Annotated in this window: 18 protein-coding genes; 13 read left to right on the forward strand and 5 right to left on the reverse strand. The window is 64.4% G+C overall.

Features of this window, described 5'->3' with window-relative positions:
* Nucleotides 1-201 precede the first annotated feature (201 nt).
* On the forward strand, nt 202-1,077 hold the full coding sequence (locus VI340_RS06340) for a class 1 fructose-bisphosphatase (protein WP_336330493.1): 876 nt from the start codon (nt 202-204) through the stop codon (nt 1,075-1,077).
* A gap of 18 nt (nt 1,078-1,095) precedes the next feature.
* Here the strand turns inward: VI340_RS06340 and VI340_RS06345 are convergent, their stop codons facing one another.
* Nucleotides 1,096-3,105, reverse strand: coding sequence for a PKD domain-containing protein (locus VI340_RS06345; RefSeq protein ID WP_336358028.1), 2,010 nt, complete (start codon nt 3,103-3,105; stop codon nt 1,096-1,098).
* 107 nt (nt 3,106-3,212) lie between these two features.
* Here VI340_RS06345 and VI340_RS06350 point away from each other — a divergent pair, with 107 nt between their 5' ends.
* The 5 genes from VI340_RS06350 to VI340_RS06370 all read left to right on the forward strand — a co-directional run bounded on the left by VI340_RS06350 (nt 3,213) and on the right by VI340_RS06370 (nt 8,656).
* Nucleotides 3,213-4,976, forward strand: coding sequence for an acyl-CoA carboxylase subunit beta (locus tag VI340_RS06350; protein WP_336358029.1), 1,764 nt, complete (start codon nt 3,213-3,215; stop codon nt 4,974-4,976).
* A 128-nt stretch (nt 4,977-5,104) separates the two neighbouring features.
* Complete coding sequence (locus VI340_RS06355) at nt 5,105-5,488, forward strand: DUF5658 family protein (RefSeq protein WP_008309322.1); 384 nt, start codon at nt 5,105-5,107, stop codon at nt 5,486-5,488.
* A gap of 308 nt (nt 5,489-5,796) precedes the next feature.
* On the forward strand, nt 5,797-7,053 hold the full coding sequence (locus tag VI340_RS06360) for a Glu/Leu/Phe/Val family dehydrogenase (protein WP_336330490.1): 1,257 nt from the start codon (nt 5,797-5,799) through the stop codon (nt 7,051-7,053).
* A gap of 63 nt (nt 7,054-7,116) precedes the next feature.
* Nucleotides 7,117-7,602, forward strand: a complete 486-nt coding sequence (locus tag VI340_RS06365; protein WP_008309317.1) for an SRPBCC family protein — start codon at nt 7,117-7,119, stop codon at nt 7,600-7,602.
* A gap of 145 nt (nt 7,603-7,747) precedes the next feature.
* The gene (locus VI340_RS06370) at nt 7,748-8,656 is read left to right on the forward strand and encodes a DMT family transporter (RefSeq protein ID WP_336330489.1); all 909 of its coding nucleotides are present in this window, start codon (nt 7,748-7,750) and stop codon (nt 8,654-8,656) included.
* 17 nt (nt 8,657-8,673) lie between these two features.
* Here the strand turns inward: VI340_RS06370 and VI340_RS06375 are convergent, their stop codons facing one another.
* The gene (locus tag VI340_RS06375) at nt 8,674-9,468 is read right to left on the reverse strand and encodes an RIO1 family regulatory kinase/ATPase domain-containing protein (RefSeq protein WP_008309313.1); all 795 of its coding nucleotides are present in this window, start codon (nt 9,466-9,468) and stop codon (nt 8,674-8,676) included.
* Between the two features lie 82 nt (nt 9,469-9,550).
* On the opposite strand from VI340_RS06375, the gene VI340_RS06380 reads away from it, so the two are divergent.
* The gene (locus VI340_RS06380; RefSeq protein WP_336358030.1) at nt 9,551-10,690 is read left to right on the forward strand and encodes an acyl-CoA dehydrogenase family protein; all 1,140 of its coding nucleotides are present in this window, start codon (nt 9,551-9,553) and stop codon (nt 10,688-10,690) included.
* A gap of 15 nt (nt 10,691-10,705) precedes the next feature.
* Here VI340_RS06380 and VI340_RS06385 read toward each other — a convergent pair whose 3' ends face one another.
* Nucleotides 10,706-11,122: a universal stress protein gene (locus tag VI340_RS06385; protein ID WP_008309310.1), complete on the reverse strand. Its 417-nt coding sequence runs from the start codon at nt 11,120-11,122 to the stop codon at nt 10,706-10,708.
* 55 nt (nt 11,123-11,177) lie between these two features.
* Nucleotides 11,178-12,641 (reverse strand): RtcB family protein, encoded by a 1,464-nt coding sequence (locus VI340_RS06390; RefSeq protein ID WP_336358031.1) that lies wholly within the window; start codon nt 12,639-12,641, stop codon nt 11,178-11,180.
* A 222-nt stretch (nt 12,642-12,863) separates the two neighbouring features.
* Here VI340_RS06390 and VI340_RS06395 point away from each other — a divergent pair, with 222 nt between their 5' ends.
* The 4 genes from VI340_RS06395 (at nt 12,864) to VI340_RS06410 (ending at nt 15,341) form a co-directional block, all read left to right on the forward strand.
* On the forward strand, nt 12,864-13,388 hold the full coding sequence (locus tag VI340_RS06395; RefSeq protein ID WP_336330484.1) for a DoxX family protein: 525 nt from the start codon (nt 12,864-12,866) through the stop codon (nt 13,386-13,388).
* A 14-nt stretch (nt 13,389-13,402) separates the two neighbouring features.
* On the forward strand, nt 13,403-13,699 hold the full coding sequence (locus VI340_RS06400) for a hypothetical protein (protein ID WP_008309307.1): 297 nt from the start codon (nt 13,403-13,405) through the stop codon (nt 13,697-13,699).
* Between the two features lie 190 nt (nt 13,700-13,889).
* Nucleotides 13,890-14,582 (forward strand): metal-dependent hydrolase, encoded by a 693-nt coding sequence (locus VI340_RS06405; RefSeq protein WP_008309306.1) that lies wholly within the window; start codon nt 13,890-13,892, stop codon nt 14,580-14,582.
* Nucleotides 14,583-14,654: 72 nt separating this feature from the next.
* Nucleotides 14,655-15,341 carry a protein sorting system archaetidylserine synthase gene (locus VI340_RS06410; RefSeq protein ID WP_008309305.1) on the forward strand — a complete coding sequence of 229 codons (687 nt, stop codon included), beginning with the start codon at nt 14,655-14,657 and terminating at the stop codon, nt 15,339-15,341.
* A 25-nt stretch (nt 15,342-15,366) separates the two neighbouring features.
* On the opposite strand, the gene VI340_RS06415 is transcribed toward VI340_RS06410, so the two are convergent.
* A complete protein-coding gene (locus VI340_RS06415) occupies nt 15,367-16,143 on the reverse strand; it encodes an alpha/beta fold hydrolase (RefSeq protein ID WP_336358032.1) in 777 nt (258 codons plus the stop codon).
* Nucleotides 16,144-16,290: 147 nt separating this feature from the next.
* Between VI340_RS06415 and VI340_RS06420 the strand changes: the two genes are divergently transcribed.
* Both VI340_RS06420 and VI340_RS06425 read left to right on the forward strand, forming a co-directional pair.
* The gene (locus tag VI340_RS06420) at nt 16,291-16,536 is read left to right on the forward strand and encodes a DUF7127 family protein (protein ID WP_336358033.1); all 246 of its coding nucleotides are present in this window, start codon (nt 16,291-16,293) and stop codon (nt 16,534-16,536) included.
* Nucleotides 16,536-18,809 carry a CDC48 family AAA ATPase gene (locus VI340_RS06425; protein ID WP_336358034.1) on the forward strand — a complete coding sequence of 758 codons (2,274 nt, stop codon included), beginning with the start codon at nt 16,536-16,538 and terminating at the stop codon, nt 18,807-18,809. Before VI340_RS06420 ends, VI340_RS06425 begins: the two co-directional genes overlap by 1 nt.
* Nucleotides 18,810-18,864 lie beyond the last annotated feature (55 nt).

Genomic DNA, 18,864 nt, shown 5'->3' on the forward strand with positions numbered 1-18,864 from the left:
TCGCCGAGTGAGCCAGCCACACGCTTAGCGGCAAAAGGTGCGCCTCGGCTGAATATTCACTCGAAATGTAGTAAATGTCAGCAAAAAGATACTTATGGTGTGCCGGAGAACGAACTGATGATGAGAGACCCTGCGGGCAGCAGGCTCGGAGAAACATTCGACTGGTTTCAGTATGGCCAGTCCCTGCCCCTAATCTGACAAATGAGTAAGTCACTCGACATTTCGACCACCGAAGCCGAGCAGACAGTCACGGCAGTCATCGAGACCATCGCCGCGACGACACCGGACGTCCGCCGCGCCATCGCCGACCACCGTGGCCAGAGCAACTCCGTCAACCCAACCGGCGACGACCAGCTCGCGGCTGACCTGCGCGCCGACGAACTGTTCGAGGAGCGGGTGCTGGACATCGACGGTGTCGCCTCCTACGCCAGCGAGGAACGCGCGGACGTGAAAACGACGGACGGTCGCCTCCACGTCGCGATGGACCCGCTCGACGGGTCGAGCAACCTCGAACCCAACAGCGGGATGGGGACGATTTTCGGCGTCTACAGCGAGCAGCCGCCGACGGTCGGCACCAATCTGCTCGCCGCCGGGTTCGTCATCTACGGCCCTATCACCTCGATGATCGTCGCCCGGGACGGCAGCGTCCGCGAGTACATCCTCGAAGACGGCGACAAGCGGGTCGTCGACGACGACGTGACGGTTCCGGAGGACCCCACAGTGTTCGGGTTCGGCGGCGGCGTCGACTCCTGGACCGACGAGTTCGAATCCTACGCCGAGAAGGTCCGCCACGAACTGAAACTCCGCTACGGCGGAGCGATGGTCGCTGACATCAATCAGGTGCTCACCTACGGCGGTATCTTCTCGTACCCCGCACTGGAATCACGCCCCGAAGGAAAGCTCCGGGTCCAGTTCGAGGGACAGCCGATGGCCTACATCCTCGAATCGGCCGGCGGTCGGTCCTCCGACGGCGACCAGTCGCTGCTCGAAATCGACCCCGACGAGCTACACGAGCGGACGCCGCTGTATCTCGGGAACGACGACCTGATCGACCGGCTGGAAGCGACTATCGACTGACGGCTCGGATTCTGCAGTTCAGTAGCCGAGATATATCGCCAGGGCTTTGAGAACGCCATACAGGCCGACAGCGACGCCCAGGAGCCCGCTGAGAACGGTTCCGACGATGCCGTCGGGCCACAGCGAGAGCGGGTTCGGAATCCCGATTGACGGCAACGCGGGAATCGGCAGGCCACCGCTGTCGCCTGTCACGTTCCCGACGCGCTGCCCGTCGACCGTTAGCTCACCGGTCCTGTTTTCGGGTACAGAGCGGGCAAACTCCGTCGTTCGTGTCTCGCCGGCAGGGACCGTGACCGTCCGTGTCGTCAGTATCGAGGTGTTGAGCGCGACGATGACGTTGTGGTCCCCGCTCGCAGTCCCCCGGTTTTCAAGCTCGACGGTGATGACGGTCCGCTCGCCGGGGCCGAGTTCCGATGGAACAGCCGTGGCGTTCGTGACCACGATATCCGGCTGTCCGGGTTCTTCTGTCTGTGTCTCGGTCGTCTCGGGTTCGGCCGTCGACGTTTCCGAGTCGGTTGTCGCCGCCTCCGCATCCAGGTCTGTCGCTGCCGTCTGTTCGACTCCGACGACGAACGTCGAGAGGCCCGGAGAGTCAGCCCGGTAGACGATGTGTGACTCGCTCCGGCCGGCGATGTCGGTCGCTAACGGCGTCCACCCGTCGTCTTTCCGGAACAGCGTCACAGCATCGGGTTCCGCGCCGACCGCCCCCAGCGCGTCACGGTCAACAGTAAACGTGAACGTCGCGTCCTCGGCCGGAACGGAGCCGTGGTCGATATCGAACCGGCTGACGCCGGTGTGACCGGTGGCAGTCGCGAACGCTGGCGTGGGCTGGCGGGAGCGGACGGTGAGTGTGGCGGATTCGTTACGCGGGAACGACGCGGCAAGCCGCTCCAGCGTTCCGTTCTGACCGGTGACGAGTGGCCCCTCCGGGGGCCGAATCTGCTGTGTCTGGCCGGACCCGTTCACCGAGACGTTCGCCACGGTCGCGTTCGGCTGCCGCACAGTCACGTTCCCGGCGGTTCCATTGCCCGTCACAGACACGACCCTGGTCACAGTTTCCGTGTTCCCGAGCGGATCGGCGGCGGTCACTGTGACTTCGTGACTGCCGGGCGAGGCGAAGGCCACGGTGATGTTCTCGCCGGTCAGGATCGTCTCGCTCCCCACCTGCCACCGGACCGACTCGACGCCCTGATCGTCTGTCGTCCCCGCCGCGGAGAAGGTCACCGACTCGCCGACCGTCGCGTTCTCCGGCCCGGTGACAGTGACGTTCGGTGCGGAATCGTCATAGAGGAACGTCTGCTGTCGGCCAAAGGAGTTCTCGTTGCCGTTCTCGTCGGTCACCGACATCAGCAGCAGCGAGTACTCACCCTCCTCCGGGAACGTGTACTTTCGTGTGTACGTGATCGTGTTACCGGTGCGTTCGGTGAATCCCGAGATGTTGAGTGTGTCTATCGACGGGCCGCCGACGGAGATTCGAAGCTGCTGTATCGGTTCGTGAATCCCAACAGAGATGCGGGCGGTGGAGCTATTGACGCGGCGTACCTCGAACGACTGATACTTCGGCACGACGGCGTCCATCCCGGTGACGGTGACCGACTCGTGGGGAAGTTCGTTCCCCGCTTCGTCGGTGATACTGGCGGTGTCACGGAGGCTGACAGTGACGTTGTCTGTGTCGACTTTTCTCTCTAGCAGCAGGGAGACGCGCACCCCGGTCCTGTTTTCGCCGGAGGCGTTGATCGATGCGACCGAGACGTTCTCCACTCGACCCGCGGTTAGGTCGAAATCCGCTGCCTGAATCGTACTCGTGTCCACCGACCCACCGTCGTCGTACAGGGACACCTCGATAGTCGTCGCGTTGCCCCGCGTCGCATTGCCCCACTCCGGCGACTCGGTGTCTTCGGCCGCGACCGTGCCAGAAGCGACTGCAATGAGCAGCGGGAGCAAAAGGAGTACCGCGAGAAGCGGGAGCCACCGACGACGACGCCCGGGCGACGGCGGCGTCTCTCGGGGGTGGCCGGTGGTACTCATGGTGCATGAGTAGTCTGGCACCCGATATCAATGGTGCGCCACCATTACGAGAGGTGATAATCGCACGCGGGGTAACTACTGTGACCCCCGGGACCGTTGGATATGGTATGAAAGTGCATATCGCGGACGAGGCCACGCGCGACGAGGCGTCGGCCATCGCGGCCGCCGTCGCCGAACACACCGACCGAACTGTGGAAGTGTACGTCGGCGACGATGAAACCCCGACGTTAGTCCGCGAGGTGACCGATGAAGGTGGGACCGAAGATACAGCCGTGGACGGCGATTCGGCGGACGCTGCACCGACGGAACGAGAGAAACGCCTCCGCGAAGAGATCGCCGACATCGAACGTGGCGGGCCGCAGAAGTACCGCGACCGCCTCGCAGAGCAGGGGAAGCTGTTCGTCCGCGACCGACTCGAACTCTGGTTCGGCGACGATGGCCTGGACTTCGAGGACGGCCGGTTCGCGAACTTCGACTCGTGGCATCCCAGCAGTCCCGACGTGGACGACGAGGACGACCGGCTGCCGGCCGACGGACTCGTCACCGGCGCGGGGACCTTCAAGGGCCGACAGGTACACGTCGCCGCCAACGACTTCACCGTCAAGGCGGGATCAATCGCTCGCCACGGGGTCGAGAAGTTCCTCCGACTGCAAGAGCGCGGGCTGAAGAGCGGACAGCCGTTACTGTATCTGGTCGATTCCTCGGGCGGCCGTATCGACCAGCAACGGGGCTTCTTCGCCAACCGCGAAGGGATCGGGAAGTTCTACTACAACCACTCGCTGCTATCTGGCGCGGTTCCACAGATATGCGTCCTATACGGCCCGTGTATCGCCGGCGCGGCCTACACACCGGTGTTCGCCGACTTCACCGTCATGGTCCGTGGCATGAGCGCACTGGCAATCGCATCCCCCCGAATGGTCGAGATGGTCACTGGCGAGGACATCGACCTCGAAACGCTCGGCGGGCCGGACTTGCACGCCCGTCACTCCGGCAGCGCGGATCTGGTCGCCGACGACGAGGACCACGCCCGCGAGCTCGTCGCCCAACTCATCACGTACCTGCCCGATAACGCCGACGAGAAACCGCCACGGACCGACGGGACCGCGCCAGCAGTCGACCCTGCGGGCCTCGATTCGGTCATCCCCGCTGAACCGAACAAAGGCTACGATATGCACCGAGTTATCGAACACATCGTCGACGCCGACTCCTTCTTCGAACTGCAGTCGCAGTACGGGGCCGAAATTCTGACTGGATTCGCCAGAGTCGACGGCCGCTCCGTCGGTATCGTCGCCAACCAGCCGAGCCAGCGGGCCGGCGCGATATTCCCTGATTCGGCCCGCAAAGCGGCCGGCTTCGTCTGGACCTGTGACGCCTACAACATCCCACTGCTGTACCTCTGTGACACGCCGGGGTTCATGGCTGGCTCCTCGGTCGAAAAGGAGGGCATACTGGAAGCCGGGAAGCGGATGATCTACGCTACCTCGCAGGCCACCGTTCCGAAGCAGTGCGTCGTCGTCCGGAAGGCCTACGGTGCGGGCATCTACGCCATGTCAGGCCCCGCCTACGACCCCGAAGCGACCCTCGCGCTCCCGGGTAGCGAAATCGCGATCATGGGGCCAGAAGCCGCGATAAACGCGGTGTACGCGAACAAACTGGACGCAATCGACGACCCGGAAGAGCGGGCCGAGCGCGAGCAGGAGCTACGCGAGGCGTACCGCGAAGACATCGACGTCCACCGGATGGCGAGCGAAGTCGTCATCGACGAGATCGTTCCGCCAGGTGACCTCCGAGACGAAACCGTTGCCCGATTTGACCTGTACGAGGACGTCGAAAAGGACCGACCCGAGAAGAAACACGGGACGATTCTCTGACTGTATTCGTGGCGGCCCATACACCCGTTTTTCCCGGGAGTAGACAGCCCCTACCCCTTCCGTTTCAGTAGTAAACACTGTGTATTTAATACACTGGGTGAAAACAGGATAACAGACCACGTGGGGGCGTGGTTGCGGAGGGTGACGTGTTCACAACGGACCGAACGGTCCCGATAGGGACCATCGACGGGTGGTGTAGCGCCATGCTCGACGAACTTGCGGCCGTCGAGCGAGAGCTATGGCTGGTAGTCGCCGTGACGCTCATCGTCGACGTGTGGCTGACACACGTCGGCCTCCAGCACGGCCTCCACGAGGGAAACCCCGTGATGCGGGCCGCGATAGAGACGTTCGGGATCGCCGTTCTCGGAGCGACGAAAGTCGGCGTTCTCGGGCTTGCGGGGCTGACCCGCCAGCTGCTGGACGAGCAGCGCGGCGTCGTCGTGCCGCTCGGGCTAGCGCTCCCCTGGGTGGCGGCCGTCGTGATAAACGCGGTCCTCTTGAGTAGCCTGTAGCCGTCTCGGGGTTTCCGCCTCCGATTTCAGTCGTCCGCTCGCTGGACGAAGGCCGTCCGCTCGAACGTACAGACGAGCGTGTCGTCCTGGCTGTAGGCGTCGACCTGCATCGTAGCGATACCATGACCTCGTCGCCGGCCAGTCGCTTGGGCAGGACCGCCGTTTCCGCACGGATCGTATCGCCATGGACGACTGTACTCAATCGCCGACAATCCATGTGGCCGACTAGTGCCGTTGTAGGTATCGCTCGTCTGACGAATCCCATGGACGGCGGTACCCTTTTGCCCATAGTCCGAGTCAGTTCTCGTATGTCGTCTGAGGTAAACCCGTTCGAGAGTTTACAGGAGCAGATCGACGACGCGTCGGACTACCTCGAATATTCGACCGACGTGCTCGAACGGCTGAAACACCCCGAGCGAGTGCTGGAGACGAACCTCTCCGTGGAGATGGACGACGGCTCCGTCGAGGTGTTTCGAGCCTATCGCTCACAGTTCAACGGCGACCGAGGGCCGTACAAGGGCGGAATCCGCTATCACCCGCAGGTCACACGCGACGAGGTCAAGGCGCTGTCAGGCTGGATGGTGTACAAGTGCGCCGCCGTTAACATCCCCTACGGCGGCGGGAAAGGCGGCATCGAGATCGACCCGCGCCAGTACTCGGCCGACGAGATAGAGCGGATAACGCGGTCGTTCGCGACGGAACTCCGTCCGATCATCGGCGAGGACCGGGACATCCCCGCGCCCGACGTCAACACCGGACAGCGCGAGATGAACTGGATCAAAGACACATACGAGACGCTGGAGAACACCACCGAGCCCGGCGTCATCACCGGCAAGGCCCCGGAGTCGGGCGGCAGTGCGGGCCGCGTCGAAGCGACCGGTCGCTCCGTGATGCTCACGGCCCGCGAGGCGTTCGACTATCTCGGCAAGGACATGGAGAACGCGACGGTGGCCGTGCAGGGCTACGGGAACGCCGGCTCCGTGGCGGCGAAGCTCATCGAGGACCTGGGCGCGAACATCGTCGCAGCATCGGACTCGTCAGGAGCCATCTACAACCCCGACGGTATCGACGCACGCGACGCGAAGGCGTTCAAGAGCGAGACCGGGTCGCTGACCGGTTACGAGGGCGCGACCGAGGAGCTGACCAACGAGGACCTGCTGACGATGGACGTGGACCTGCTCGTCCCGGCGGCGCTCGAAAACGCCATCGACGGCGACCTCGCGCCGGACGTACAGGCCGACATCGTCGTGGAGGCGGCAAACGGCCCCCTGACGCCGAACGCGGACGACGTGCTCACGGAGCGCGACGTGGCCGTGTTCCCCGATATCCTTGCTAACGCGGGCGGGGTCACAGTGTCGTACTTCGAGTGGGTGCAGAACCGCCAACGGTTCTACTGGTCCGAAGAGCGCGTGAACGAGGAACTGGAGACCATCATCACGAACGCGTTCGACGACCTCGTCGAGACCTACGAGGAGACCGGCGCGCCGAACTTCCGGACGGCGATGTACGTCGTCGCCATCCAGCGCGTCGTCGCTGCCGCAGAGGAAGGCGGTATCTGGCCCTGACTCCGTCCCGGCATCGGTCGCGGCTATCGCGGGTGTTTTGCCACCGGTCCCCCTACTGTGTGTATGAACGTTTACGAGCGGCAGGTTCGCGTCGAAGCCCCGCTGTCAGAAGTCTGGAAGTTCCACGCGACGGGCGACGGGCTGGTCGCGCTGACTCCCGACTGGATGAACATCCGCATCGAGGCGGAGCGGGGACCGGACGGCGAGCCGAACCCCGAGGAACTGACCGCCGGGTCGGTCGTCGAATCCTCGATCAAGCCGTTCGGCGTGCCGCCGCGCCAGCGCTGGGTCTCGAACATCGTTGCCCGAGAGGAGAGCGAGGACGAAGCGATGTTCCGCGACGTGATGGAGAAAGGGCCGTTCCCCCACTGGGAGCACACGCACACGTTTCGGGCGCTGAGCGACAGGGAGACGCTCGTCCACGACCACGTCGAGTTCGAACTGCCCGGCGGACCGCTGGGCCAGGCGCTCGGTCCCTTCGGCTGTCTCGGCATGGAGCCGATGTTTCGGTATCGCCATCAGCAGACGAAGGAACTGCTCGAAGGGTAGCGTATCATCGCCCGCGGACGGCACGGCCCCGACTATGGTCACCGGTGTTTCTTTATTCCCGTGTCGGATACAGCCACAGGATGAGCGGACGTGTCGTCGCGGTAACTGATTGGGCTGTACTGTCTCCGCGCCACAACGGAGCGACATGGGCGTGACGGAGCCGCGAGTCGACCCGCGAATCGCGCTGGCTGTCGCCGTGCTCGCAGTCAGTACGAGCGCGATTCTCGTCCGCTGGAGCGCGGCCGCGGCGTCGGTGGCGGCCTTTTACCGCGTCCTGTTGACGACCGCACTGCTGGCCCCGCTGGCGTTGGGCCGGCATCGGTCAGCCTTCGGGCGACTCTCCCGGCGAGACGTACTGGCGGCGGCGGCGACTGGCGTCGCGCTCGCGGTTCACTTCGCCGCGTGGTTCGAGAGCCTGGCGTGGACGAGCGTCGCGGCGTCAGTCACGCTGGTCCAGTGCCAGCCGCTGTTCGTCGCCGTCGGGGCGTGGGCGCTGCTGGACGAGCGCGTCACGCGCGGCACGACGGCGGGCATCCTCGTCGCTATCGGTGGCATCGTCGTGATGTCCGTCGGCGAACTGCTCGGCGGCGGAGCCATCGGCCCGCGTCCGCTGTACGGCAACGCGCTGGCCCTCGTCGGCGGTGTCATGGCCGCCGGGTACGTGCTCGCCGGGCGTTCGCTCCGCCAGCGGTTCCCCCTCATCCCCTACGTGACCGTGGTCTACGGCGTCGCCGCGATATGCCTCCTCGGCTTCGTCGTCGCGTCGGGCCACCCCGTGACAGGCTACCCGCCGCAGGAATGGGCGCTGTTTTTCGCGATGGCCGTCGGCCCCGGCGTGTTCGGCCACACCGTCCTCAACTGGGCACTGGCACACGTCGAATCCAGTATGGTTAGCGTCTCGCTGCTCGGCGAACCGGTCGGGAGCGCGCTGCTTGCGTTGCTGTTGCTCGCGGAGATACCCGGACCGTCGACCGTCGCCGGCGGGGCCGTCGTGCTCATCGGCATCGGCGTTGTTGCTAGAAGCCGAGCGCTCGGAGCGACGCCGGCGGACTGAGGCCGTTCCGGGCCGGCCTATGTGCGCTTTTCCACGGCCCCGCGGATTTCGGCGGCGGCGAAGTCGTGGTCCGGACGGATGTTGACGAAATCCAGGAACTCCTCCGCGGCCAGTAGCTCCGCCGTCTCGTAGTGCATCGCCGCGGCCGAGACGGCGGCCGGCGCGCCGATGAGCGGCTCCAACGCGCCCAGCGCACAGGCAAGGTCGTAGGCGCGAGCGTCGCTGATCGCTTCCTCGCGCACGCTCGTGGCGTCGATGAAGTACAGGTCGTCGCGGGCCACGAGCACGTTCTCACACCGGAAATCGCCGTGTGCCAGGCCGTCCTCGTGCATCCGGTGGAGGAAGTCAAACACCGTCGGGCTGTGACACTCGACGGTTTCGGCCGAGAGGTGGTCCAGCGGCTCGAAGTCGGGGATGTATTCCAGCACGAGTACCCCCATCCCGTCGTATTCGAAGGCCTCGATTGGTTCGGGAGCGTTGACGCCGATCTCCCGCATCCGCCGGGTCGCCGCCAGTTCGTGTTCCGCCATCTCGTAGGGCGTCCCGAAATGCTCGAAAAAACCCTCCGTCCCCGACGAGAACGCGCCGATGTTGCGGCCGGCAGTCAGCAGCGTGTGAACAAGCGAGTTCTGCCCCGTGATGACTTTCACGAACCACTGGTCGTTGACGACCAGCGGCGTCGAGAGCCAGTTGTCCGCCTCCAGAAACGCCACGCGGGCCGCGGGCTCGTCGTATCGCTCCATTACCGCCCGCACCACGCCTTCGAGTTCCTCCCAGGGGACCGTCCCGCGGAGGAGTCGCCGGAACGCCATTCCCCCGAGGGAACGCCGTGGACGGGCAAATGGCTTGTGTCTTCCCCATGTGGTATTTAATAACACAGGCCATAGACGCGGTATGGAGTTCGACGTTCCCGGCGAACACCGGATGATACGGGATTCGGTCCGCGAGTTCTGCGAGAACGAGATTCAGCCGATAGCCCAGGAGATAGAGGACGAGCACCGGTTTCCGGCGGAAATATTCGAGGAACTCGGCGACCTGGACGTGATGGGCGTGCCGATCAGCGAGGACTGGGGCGGGCTGGGCGGAGACACGTTGATGTACGCGCTCGTCGCCGAGGAACTCGGGCGGGTCTCCGGGAGCATCGGCCTCTCGTACGTGGCCCACACCTCACTCGGGAGCAAGCCGATAGAGCTGTTCGGCACGGACGCACAGAAGGACCGCTGGCTCACACCGCTCGCTACCGGTGAGCACCTCGGCGGCTGGGCGCTGACTGAACCGGGCAGCGGGAGCGACGCCAGCGACATGGACACGACAGCGGTGCGGGACGGTGACGAGTACGTCATCAACGGGACGAAACAGTTCATCACGAACGCCTCCGTCGCCGGGTCGGTGCTGGTCAAGGCTGTCACCGACCCCGAGGCCGGCTACGACGGCATCTCGACGTTCATCGTCGCTCCCGAGGACGACGGGTGGGCGGTGACGACCGAGTGGGACAAGATGGGGCTGAACGCCTCCCCGACCTGCGAACTTCAGTTCGACGACTGCCGGATTCCCGCGGACCGCCTGCTCGGCGAGGAAGGTGACGGCTGGAAGCAGACGCTGAAGACGCTCAACGGCGGACGCATCTCCATTGCCGCGCTCTCGACGGGGCTCGCACAGGGGGCGTTCGAGGCCGCAAAGTCCTACGCGACCAAACGCGAGCAGTTCGACCGTCCCATCTCGAAGTTCGACGCTGTCCGGGACAAAATTGTCGAGATGGACCGCAAAATCGAGCGCGCCCGCCTGTTGACCCACAAGGCGGCGACGATGTACGATCAAGGCGAGGACGTGACGCGGCTCTCCTCGCTGGCAAAGCTCGACGCCAGCGAAATCTGCCGGGAGGTCGCCGAGGACGCCGTCCAGGTGCTGGGCGGCTACGGCTACACGACGGACTTCGCGCCCCAGCGGTTCTACCGGGACGCGAAGCTCATGGAGATCGGCGAGGGAACGAGCGAGATACAGCGGATGGTACTCGGCCGGGAACTGGGCCTGTGACGACCTGCGCGACGCTCAGGGGTCTGCGGGACCTTCGGGGACGATCGTCACCGGCACGTTGGCGGCGTCGATGACGGCGACCGCCGCGTCGCCCTCCCGGATTCTGCCGGCCAGCCCCTTCGGCTCGTGGCCCATGACGATGTGCCGGACGTCCACGTCGGCCGCGAGTTCGAGCAGTTCGTTGCCGATCCGCGTGCCCGAACGCATCGCTGACCGGCCGACGTGTTCGATAGCGACCGTCGCCACGACGGTGGCGTCGCGGAACCGGTCGCGCATCTCGTCCCGGAGTTGCATGGCCGTGCCGTCGGCGGTGTCCTCGTCGACGAGGTGGACGACGTACAGTTCCTCGTCGAGCCCGTCAGCGAGTCGAACTGCCGTATCGATGACCGCCGGAGAGACCGAATCGTTGGCGATAGCCACCAGAATGGTCATACAGGACACAGGGCCTTCGCGTCCTAATCACTTTCTGCCAGGCTAACAGACCCGCTCACTCAGTCGCCTTCAGGTTGTGGACCGCGTCGACGTACTCGACGACCTCGGCAGTGGGCTGGATGGCGGAGAGAATTTCGTCGGCGTCCTTGTACGCCATCGGCGCTTCGTCGCGGACACCTTTGATGACGGACTCCGAGTAGACGCCGTCCATCGCTGCGGTGAACTCGTCCATGTCAATCTCGCTGTGGGCCTGCCGGCGGCTCATCACGCGGCCCGCGCCGTGTGGCGCTGTCTGGTGGTACTCGTCGTTGCCCTTCCCGCGGGCGATAATCGACCCCTCAGCCATGTTGAACGGAATCAGTAGCCGCTGGCCCTCGCGGGCTGGGGTCGCACCTTTTCGGATGGTCAGGTCCCTGAAATCTATATAATTGTGAATCGATTGAAACTGGTCAACGGGGTCGATCCCCAGCGCGTCGCAGACGGCGTCGCTCATCAGTTCGCGGTTCCAGCGGGCGTACTGCTGGGCGAACAGCATGTCGACGAGGTAGCCGTGAGCCTCGCGGCCTTCGAGCCAGTCTAAGTCCGTGTTGCGGTCCTCGTCGTCGCTGCTGTGGATGGCGTCCTGGACCTGTCCCAGCGCGTCGAAGGCGTCCTCGATTTCCTTGCCGTCGAGTTCGCGCCGGAGGCGGTCCTTCCGGATGTAGGACTCGCCCATGCCGCCGGTGACCCAGGCGTAGAGGTCCCGCGATTCGACTGTATCGGGGTCGAACTTGAGGTACTCGACGTACTCGTCGGGAATCTGCTCGCGGATCTCGCCGATTGTCCGGCGGTCCGTCGCCGTCGATTGCCAGTACTCGGCGACAGACTTACCCAGATACCGGGACCCGCTGTGGATGACCAGCCAGTAGTCGCCCGATTCGCGTGCCTTGCCGAACTCGACGAAGTGGTTCCCGCCGCCCAGCGTCCCCGCACTCTTGATTATGTACCCCATTCCCTGACGCTGGTCTGCCAGCACGCGGTCACAGAGCGACTCGAAGTACTCCTCGTCGTAGCCGTCGAAGTCGAACTCGACTGGGTCGATGTGCTCGCCGAACCGCTCGGCGTAGGCCGCGTCGAACTGCTCGAAGACGCGGTTGGCCCGCTCGAACGGGAACTCCTCGACGAAGTGGACCGCGTCGTCGTAGTCGTGAACCGACCGTCCCATCGGGACCGCCTCGCGGACGCGGCGCTCGCGCTCTTCGTTTTCCAGCGGGAGGTCCGGCCCGAGGTTCGTCGCAGCCATCCCACAGCCCACGTCGACGCCGACGATGTTCGGGACGACGCGTTCGCCAAGCGGCATCGTGAAGCCGATGGGTGCGCCCGCCCCCCAGTGCGTGTCCGGCATGATCCGCACCGGTTCGGTGAACGCGGGATGGTCGATGAGCGTCTCGATTTGCTCCCGACACCCAGCCTCGACGAGCGATTCGTCGTCGACCATCACCTGCGCTGTGGTGTGTTCGCCCGTCAGTTCGAGTACCATTGGTGTCCTACCGTAGTTGCATGGATGGTTTGAACCTCACGGTGGCCCGTGAGTGGGTGTCTCCCCGTCGGAGGAAATAAAAACCCGCAACCGAACAGGTGTCGAAACGCTAAACGGCTGATACATCCCTTCTCAGGGGCTGAGATGTGTTTTCACTCGGTGGGAACGCTCGTTCCCTTATATATCATAGCGGCGCGGAACTCTATATGTGAGGTGACACAGATGTCCTATCAAGCGGCGAACCCCCTGGCAGACGACTTCGAGCTCGAGCTCGGCGGGGCCTGGACCGCGTACTGGCTGGCGTTCCTGCGTGTCGTAACCGGCTGGTGGTTCTTCCACGCAGGCGTAACGAAGCTCATCGAGAACGGGCTGGCCTACACCTACGGGCCAACGTACCTCAAGCAGATGACTGGCACGGCACTCGGCCCGCTCCCCGTGCTGATGGGCGAATACCTTGGCTGGCTCATTCAGGCAATGGTCCCGCTGGGCGAGACGCTCATCGGGCTCGGACTGATGGTCGGCGCGCTAGTCAGGCTCGCCTCCGTCTTCGGGGTCTTCTTCATGGCCCTGTTCTGGATCGGCAACGCGGAGTTCGGCCACGGGCTGGTCAACAGCGACTTCATGGGCATGCTGCTGTTCATGACGATGATCGTGCTGGCTACCGGTCGCTACTACGGCCTCGACGCGATCATCGAGAAGACCAAACTGGTCAAACGACACCCGAAACTGAGGTACCTGCTCGGCTAAGGAGGTGACCACCAATGCAACAACACACCACCGTCATCGACAAAGCGGCGATGGCACTCAGCGGCGGACTGATGCTGCTGGGCGTCGTCGTCCTCGGCATCGTGGAGATACTGGCGGGTAAGCCCTACAGCGCGGCACCGCTGACGAACGACGCGGGCGAGATCATCGCGACTCCGATGATCGATCCGACGCTCCGGACCGGACTGGTCCTGGCCGGCCTCCTGGTCCTGGCTCTGTACGGGCTCTACAGGCTCGTCGCCCCAATGAAGAATGAGACGGCCACGGCACAGCAGGAAATCACGGCGGACTGAGCAGTTCCCGTTTTCGCTGTTTGACTCGGCATATCGCTCACGTCGACAGAAGTGATAATGGGTGCCGTTCCACCCCACCGATTCCCCACTAACAACGTATTTACTATGGCTATATTAATCAAGTGGGGTAGTTTCTAATTCTGATAGAGCCCACCACAACGCTCATTTCTGTGGTAGTATTGATATCTATATGCCTTCGCTGGTGGTTCACTACGCCTTCGTTGGGTTACTCGCCGCAACGCTGCTGGGTGCTGCATTCGACAAGCGGTCGCTCCTCCTGTCGATACTCGTCGTCACGTTTCCCGACATAGACGCGTTCCTCGGGCTCTACTGGCAAGCCGGCCACCGGGCCGCGACGACGAACCTCGTCATTCCGGCGGTACTGGCGCTCCTTATCGCGATGGACCTGTACGTGCGCGACGAATCGTATATCGAGGGCCGCTGGGGGGCCTACGGTGTTCGAGTCAGTTGGTTCTGTGTCGTGGTGTACGCGGTGGGTCACGTACTGCTGGACTTGATTACGGGCGGTGCGAACCTCTTCTGGCCGCTGTACGACCAGTTCTATCAGCTCAGCGGTCATCTGGAGCTGTCGAGCCAGCGCGGCATCGTCCAGACGTTCGTCGAACTGCCCGAGCCGTCCTCTCAGGCTTCCGGTGGCACCGGCACGGGCGGGAGCGGCGGGTCGACCACGCAGTCGATGGGCAACTCCACCGAGGTACAGATGAGTACCGGCATCGACCCGAATCCGGGACAACCGGAACCAGAAAACGTCGACCGCGTGTTCCCCATCGCCCGGAGCGGCTGGGAACTGGTCGTCCTCGTCGTTGGGACGCTCGCCACCACCGCTCGCCTCGTCATCGGCCACGACCTCCCGGAAGAGTAATCGCCGGCCGGTCGGCACTGCGGGGCGTTCGCTTTCGAGTCCTTCATATACGCCGTGGCCAACCGGGAAACCATGGGCTTCGAGGTACGCCGACGACTCAGTGTCGCCGACACGGTGACGTTGTTCAACGCCGTCGTCGGGTTCGTCGCCGGAGCCATCGCCTTCACCGACCCGCATCTGGCCGCTCGGCTCATTCTGCTGGCTGTTATCGCCGACGCTATCGACGGGATCGTCGCCCGGAACGGCGACAGTTCGGCGGTCGGCCCGCTGCTCGACTCTGTGACTGACGTGGTCTCCTTCGGCGCGACACCGAGCCTCTTTCTGTACGTGCTGTTGACAGACGCCTACGGCGGCATCGAGTCCGCCCACCCGGCCGTGTTCATCGGCCTCGCCCTGCTCGCCTCCGCGTACGTCGTGTGCTCTATCGTCCGGACCGCGTTCTACTCGACGTACTTCGATTCACCCGACGAGCGGCCGGGTATGCCGAACACCCTCGGGAGTATCATCATCGCGACGGCGTATCTGAGCGGCGTCACGAACCCGCTCGTGCTGAGCGTCGGCGCGCTCGGCCTCTCGCTTGCGATGATCGCGCCTTTCGACTACCCCAAGCCAGGGCCGAAACACGCCATCCCGATGGGTGTCGTGCAGGCCGTCGCCGTCGTCGCGCCAACGGCGCTCTTCAGGGCTGGGCCGCGGGCGATGCTCGCCATCGCGCTGCTGTTTTTCGCGCTCGGGCCGTGGGTCTACTCCGGAGAGTAACCCCTCTCCAGCCGCTCAGGCCCGCTCAGACCGTGTCATCGATGAACTCCTCTAGGACGTCGTTGAACGTCTCGGCCTGTTCGACCATCGCGAGGTGTGCAGCGTCGGGAATAAACGACACCGCTCCGTCTTGGACCTCGCGGGCCAGTGTCTCGTGATACGCACGCGGGGTCAGTTTGTCGTGTTCGCCACAGACGGCCAGCACGGGCACGTCAATCTCGCCCAGTCGCTCGCGCACGTCGAAACCGTGACACGTCATGAAGTCGCGGCGGGTCACCGCCTGCCCGACCGCCGCCATCTGCTCGTGGGAGCGCGACACGGCCTCGTGGTCGGTGTCGTGGAACAGGCGGTCCCGTTCGTGCAGGAACTCGACGGCGCGGTCCCAGTCGTCCGCGAGCCACTCCTGTAATCCTTCGAACACCGGGAGTTCGGGGCCGGTCCCCAGCAACACTATCGCCTCGGGCGTCCAGTCCCGCTCCAGGGCGACCCACTGGGCAACGGCCCCGCCAAGCGAGTTCCCGATCAGCACCTCCGCGTCTGTCTCCCGCCCCACAGCGGCCACGTCGTCCGCGTAGGCGTCGAGTGTCGTGGTCCCGGCTGCGGTGTCGATGTCGTCCGACTCTCCGTGCCCTGACAGGTCCAGCGCGATGGCGGGATGGGTCGGTCCGGATGGCGCGTACTGACGACCCCACACGCGGTGTGTCGCCCCGCTGCCGTGGACATACAGCGCCGTCGGCCCCGATGCCGCAGGCTGTGTCTGTCTGTACGCCGTGACTCGCCCGTCGTGACTGACCCGTTCCATGCGACACCGTTCGGAAGCGGTGTGGATAAAAGGTTGGCGCGCTCAGATGAGGTGTGAACCGCATTCAAGCAACTACACTCATTTTTCCGCCGTACAGCGTATTTCAGCGATAGATTTATATACTTATCTCGCTTACTTTGAGTTAGCATGACTTCAGAACAGCAGTTGTTCGACGAGACGCCCCTCCGCCGATTCGAGTACGACGACAGCGTCGTGTTCGCGGCGGACGTGGGACCTGCCGCCGATGCGAGTGTCGATGTGGTCGACGGGACCGTCATCGTCGTCGCAGACGGCCACCAGTACGAACAGGAGATCCCCGCTGGCGACGCACGAGCGTTTATCAACCACGGGGTTCTCATTATCGAACTGTCAGACGGCGAGGGAGATAACTGATGAGACTTACTGTTAAACCACTCAAACAGAAAGATGCTGGCCGTGGCCTCGCGGCGATCGACCGCGCCGCGATGGACGAACTCGAACTCGAGAACGGCGACTACATCGTTCTTGAGGGGAAACAGGACAGCCGCGCTGTCGCCCGGGTCTGGCCCGGCTACCCCGAGGACGAGGGGAACGGCATCGTCCGCATTGACGGGCAGCTCCGCCAGGAGGCGAACGTCGGTATCGACGACCCCGTCAATATCGAGAAGGCCGACGTCAACCCCGCGACCTCGGTCACCGTCGCGCTGCCCCAGAACCTCCGGGTTCGGGGCAACGTCGGTCCGATGATTCGCAACAACCTCAGCGGTCAGGCCGTCACGCAGGGCCAGACTGTCCCAGTGAGCTTCGGCCTCGGACCGCTCTCCTCGATGTCCGGCCAGAAGATCCCGCTGAAGATCGCCGAAACCGAGCCCTCCGGCACGGTCGTCGTGACTGATTCCACGGAAATACAGGTCAGCGAGATGCCTGCCGAGCAGGTCCACAGCGGCGAGGGCGCGCCCGAAGCGAGCGACACGCCCGACGTGACATACGAGGACATCGGCGGCCTCGACCGCGAACTCGAACAGGTCCGCGAGATGATCGAGCTGCCGATGCGCCACCCCGAACTGTTCCAGCAGCTCGGCATCGAACCGCCCAAAGGCGTCCTCCTACACGGCCCGCCCGGCACCGGCAAGACGCTGATGGCCAAGGCCGTTGCCAACGAGATCGACGCGTCGTTCAGCACCATCTCCGGCCCGGAGATCATGTCGAAGTACTATGGCGAGAGTGAGGAGCAGCTCCGCGAGGTCTTCGAAGAGGCCGAGGAGAACGCTCCCGCAATCGTCTTCATCGACGAACTCGACTCCATCGCCCCGAAACGCGGCGAGACTCAGGGCGACGTGGAACGCCGCGTCGTCGCCCAGTTGCTCAGCCTGATGGACGGCCTCGAAGAGCGTGGGCAGGTCATCGTCATCGGCGCGACGAACCGCGTCGATGACATCGACCCCGCTCTGCGCCGTGGCGGCCGCTTCGACCGCGAAATCGAGATCGGCGTCCCGGACAAGAAGGGCCGCAAGGAGATCCTCCAGGTCCACACCCGCGGGATGCCCCTCTCCGAGGAGATCAACATCGAAAACTACGCCGAGAACACCCACGGCTTCGTCGGCGCTGACCTCGCGACTCTCACGAAAGAGAGCGCGATGAACGCCCTCCGGCGCATCCGCCCCGAACTCGACCTCGAATCCGACGAGATCGACGCCGAGGTGCTTGAACGCTTGGAGATCAGCGACAAGGACTTCCGCGAGGCGATGAAGGGCATCGAGCCCTCCGCGCTCCGGGAGGTCTTCGTCGAAGTCCCGGACGTCACCTGGGACTCCGTCGGCGGACTCGAAGACACCAAGGAACGGCTCCGGGAGACCATCCAGTGGCCACTGGAGTACGAGGACGTCTTCGAGTCGATGGACCTCGAGGCAGCCAAGGGTGTGCTGATGTACGGCCCGCCCGGCACCGGGAAGACGCTGCTGGCGAAGGCCGTCGCCAACGAGGCCCAGTCCAACTTCATCTCCGTGAAGGGGCCGGAACTCCTGAACAAGTTTGTGGGTGAGTCCGAGAAGGGCGTCCGCGAAGTGTTCAGCAAGGCCCGCGAGAACGCCCCGACCGTGGTGTTCTTCGACGAGATCGACTCCATCGCCGGCGAACGTGGCGGCGGCACGACCGACTCCGGCGTCGGCGAACGCGTCGTCTCCCAGCTCCTGACGGAACTGGACGGCATCGAGGACATGGAGAACGTCGTGGTCGTCGCGACCACGAACCGGCCGGACCTCATCGACGACGCGCTCCTGCGCCCCGGCCGACTCGACAGGCACGTCCATGTGCCCGTCCCGGACGAGGAAGCGCGCCGCGCCATCTTCCAGGTCCACACCCGCGACAAGCCGCTGGCCGACGGCGTCGACCTCGACGACCTGGCCAGCCGCACGGACGGCTACGTCGGCGCGGATATCGAAGCGGTCGCTCGCGAGGCGTCGATGGCCGCGACCCGGGAGTTCATCAACAGCGTGGACCCCGAGGACATCGGCGACAGTGTCAGCAACGTCCGCGTGACGATGGACCACTTCGAGCACGCGCTCGAAGAAGTCGGCCCCAGCGTCACCGAGGAGACCCGCGAGCGCTACGACGAGATCGAACAGCGCTTCGACCGGGCCGAACCCGGCGTCACCGACGAGAGCACGGCCAGCCGCACCTTCCAGTAGCGACGGTCGGCACTCGATAGCGACGGTCGACACACCGACGCTGATTGTTGCGTCT

Source organism: Haloarcula sp. CGMCC 1.6347 (assembly GCF_037078395.1).
GTDB classification, from domain to species: Archaea; Halobacteriota; Halobacteria; order Halobacteriales; family Haloarculaceae; genus Haloarcula; species Haloarcula amylolytica.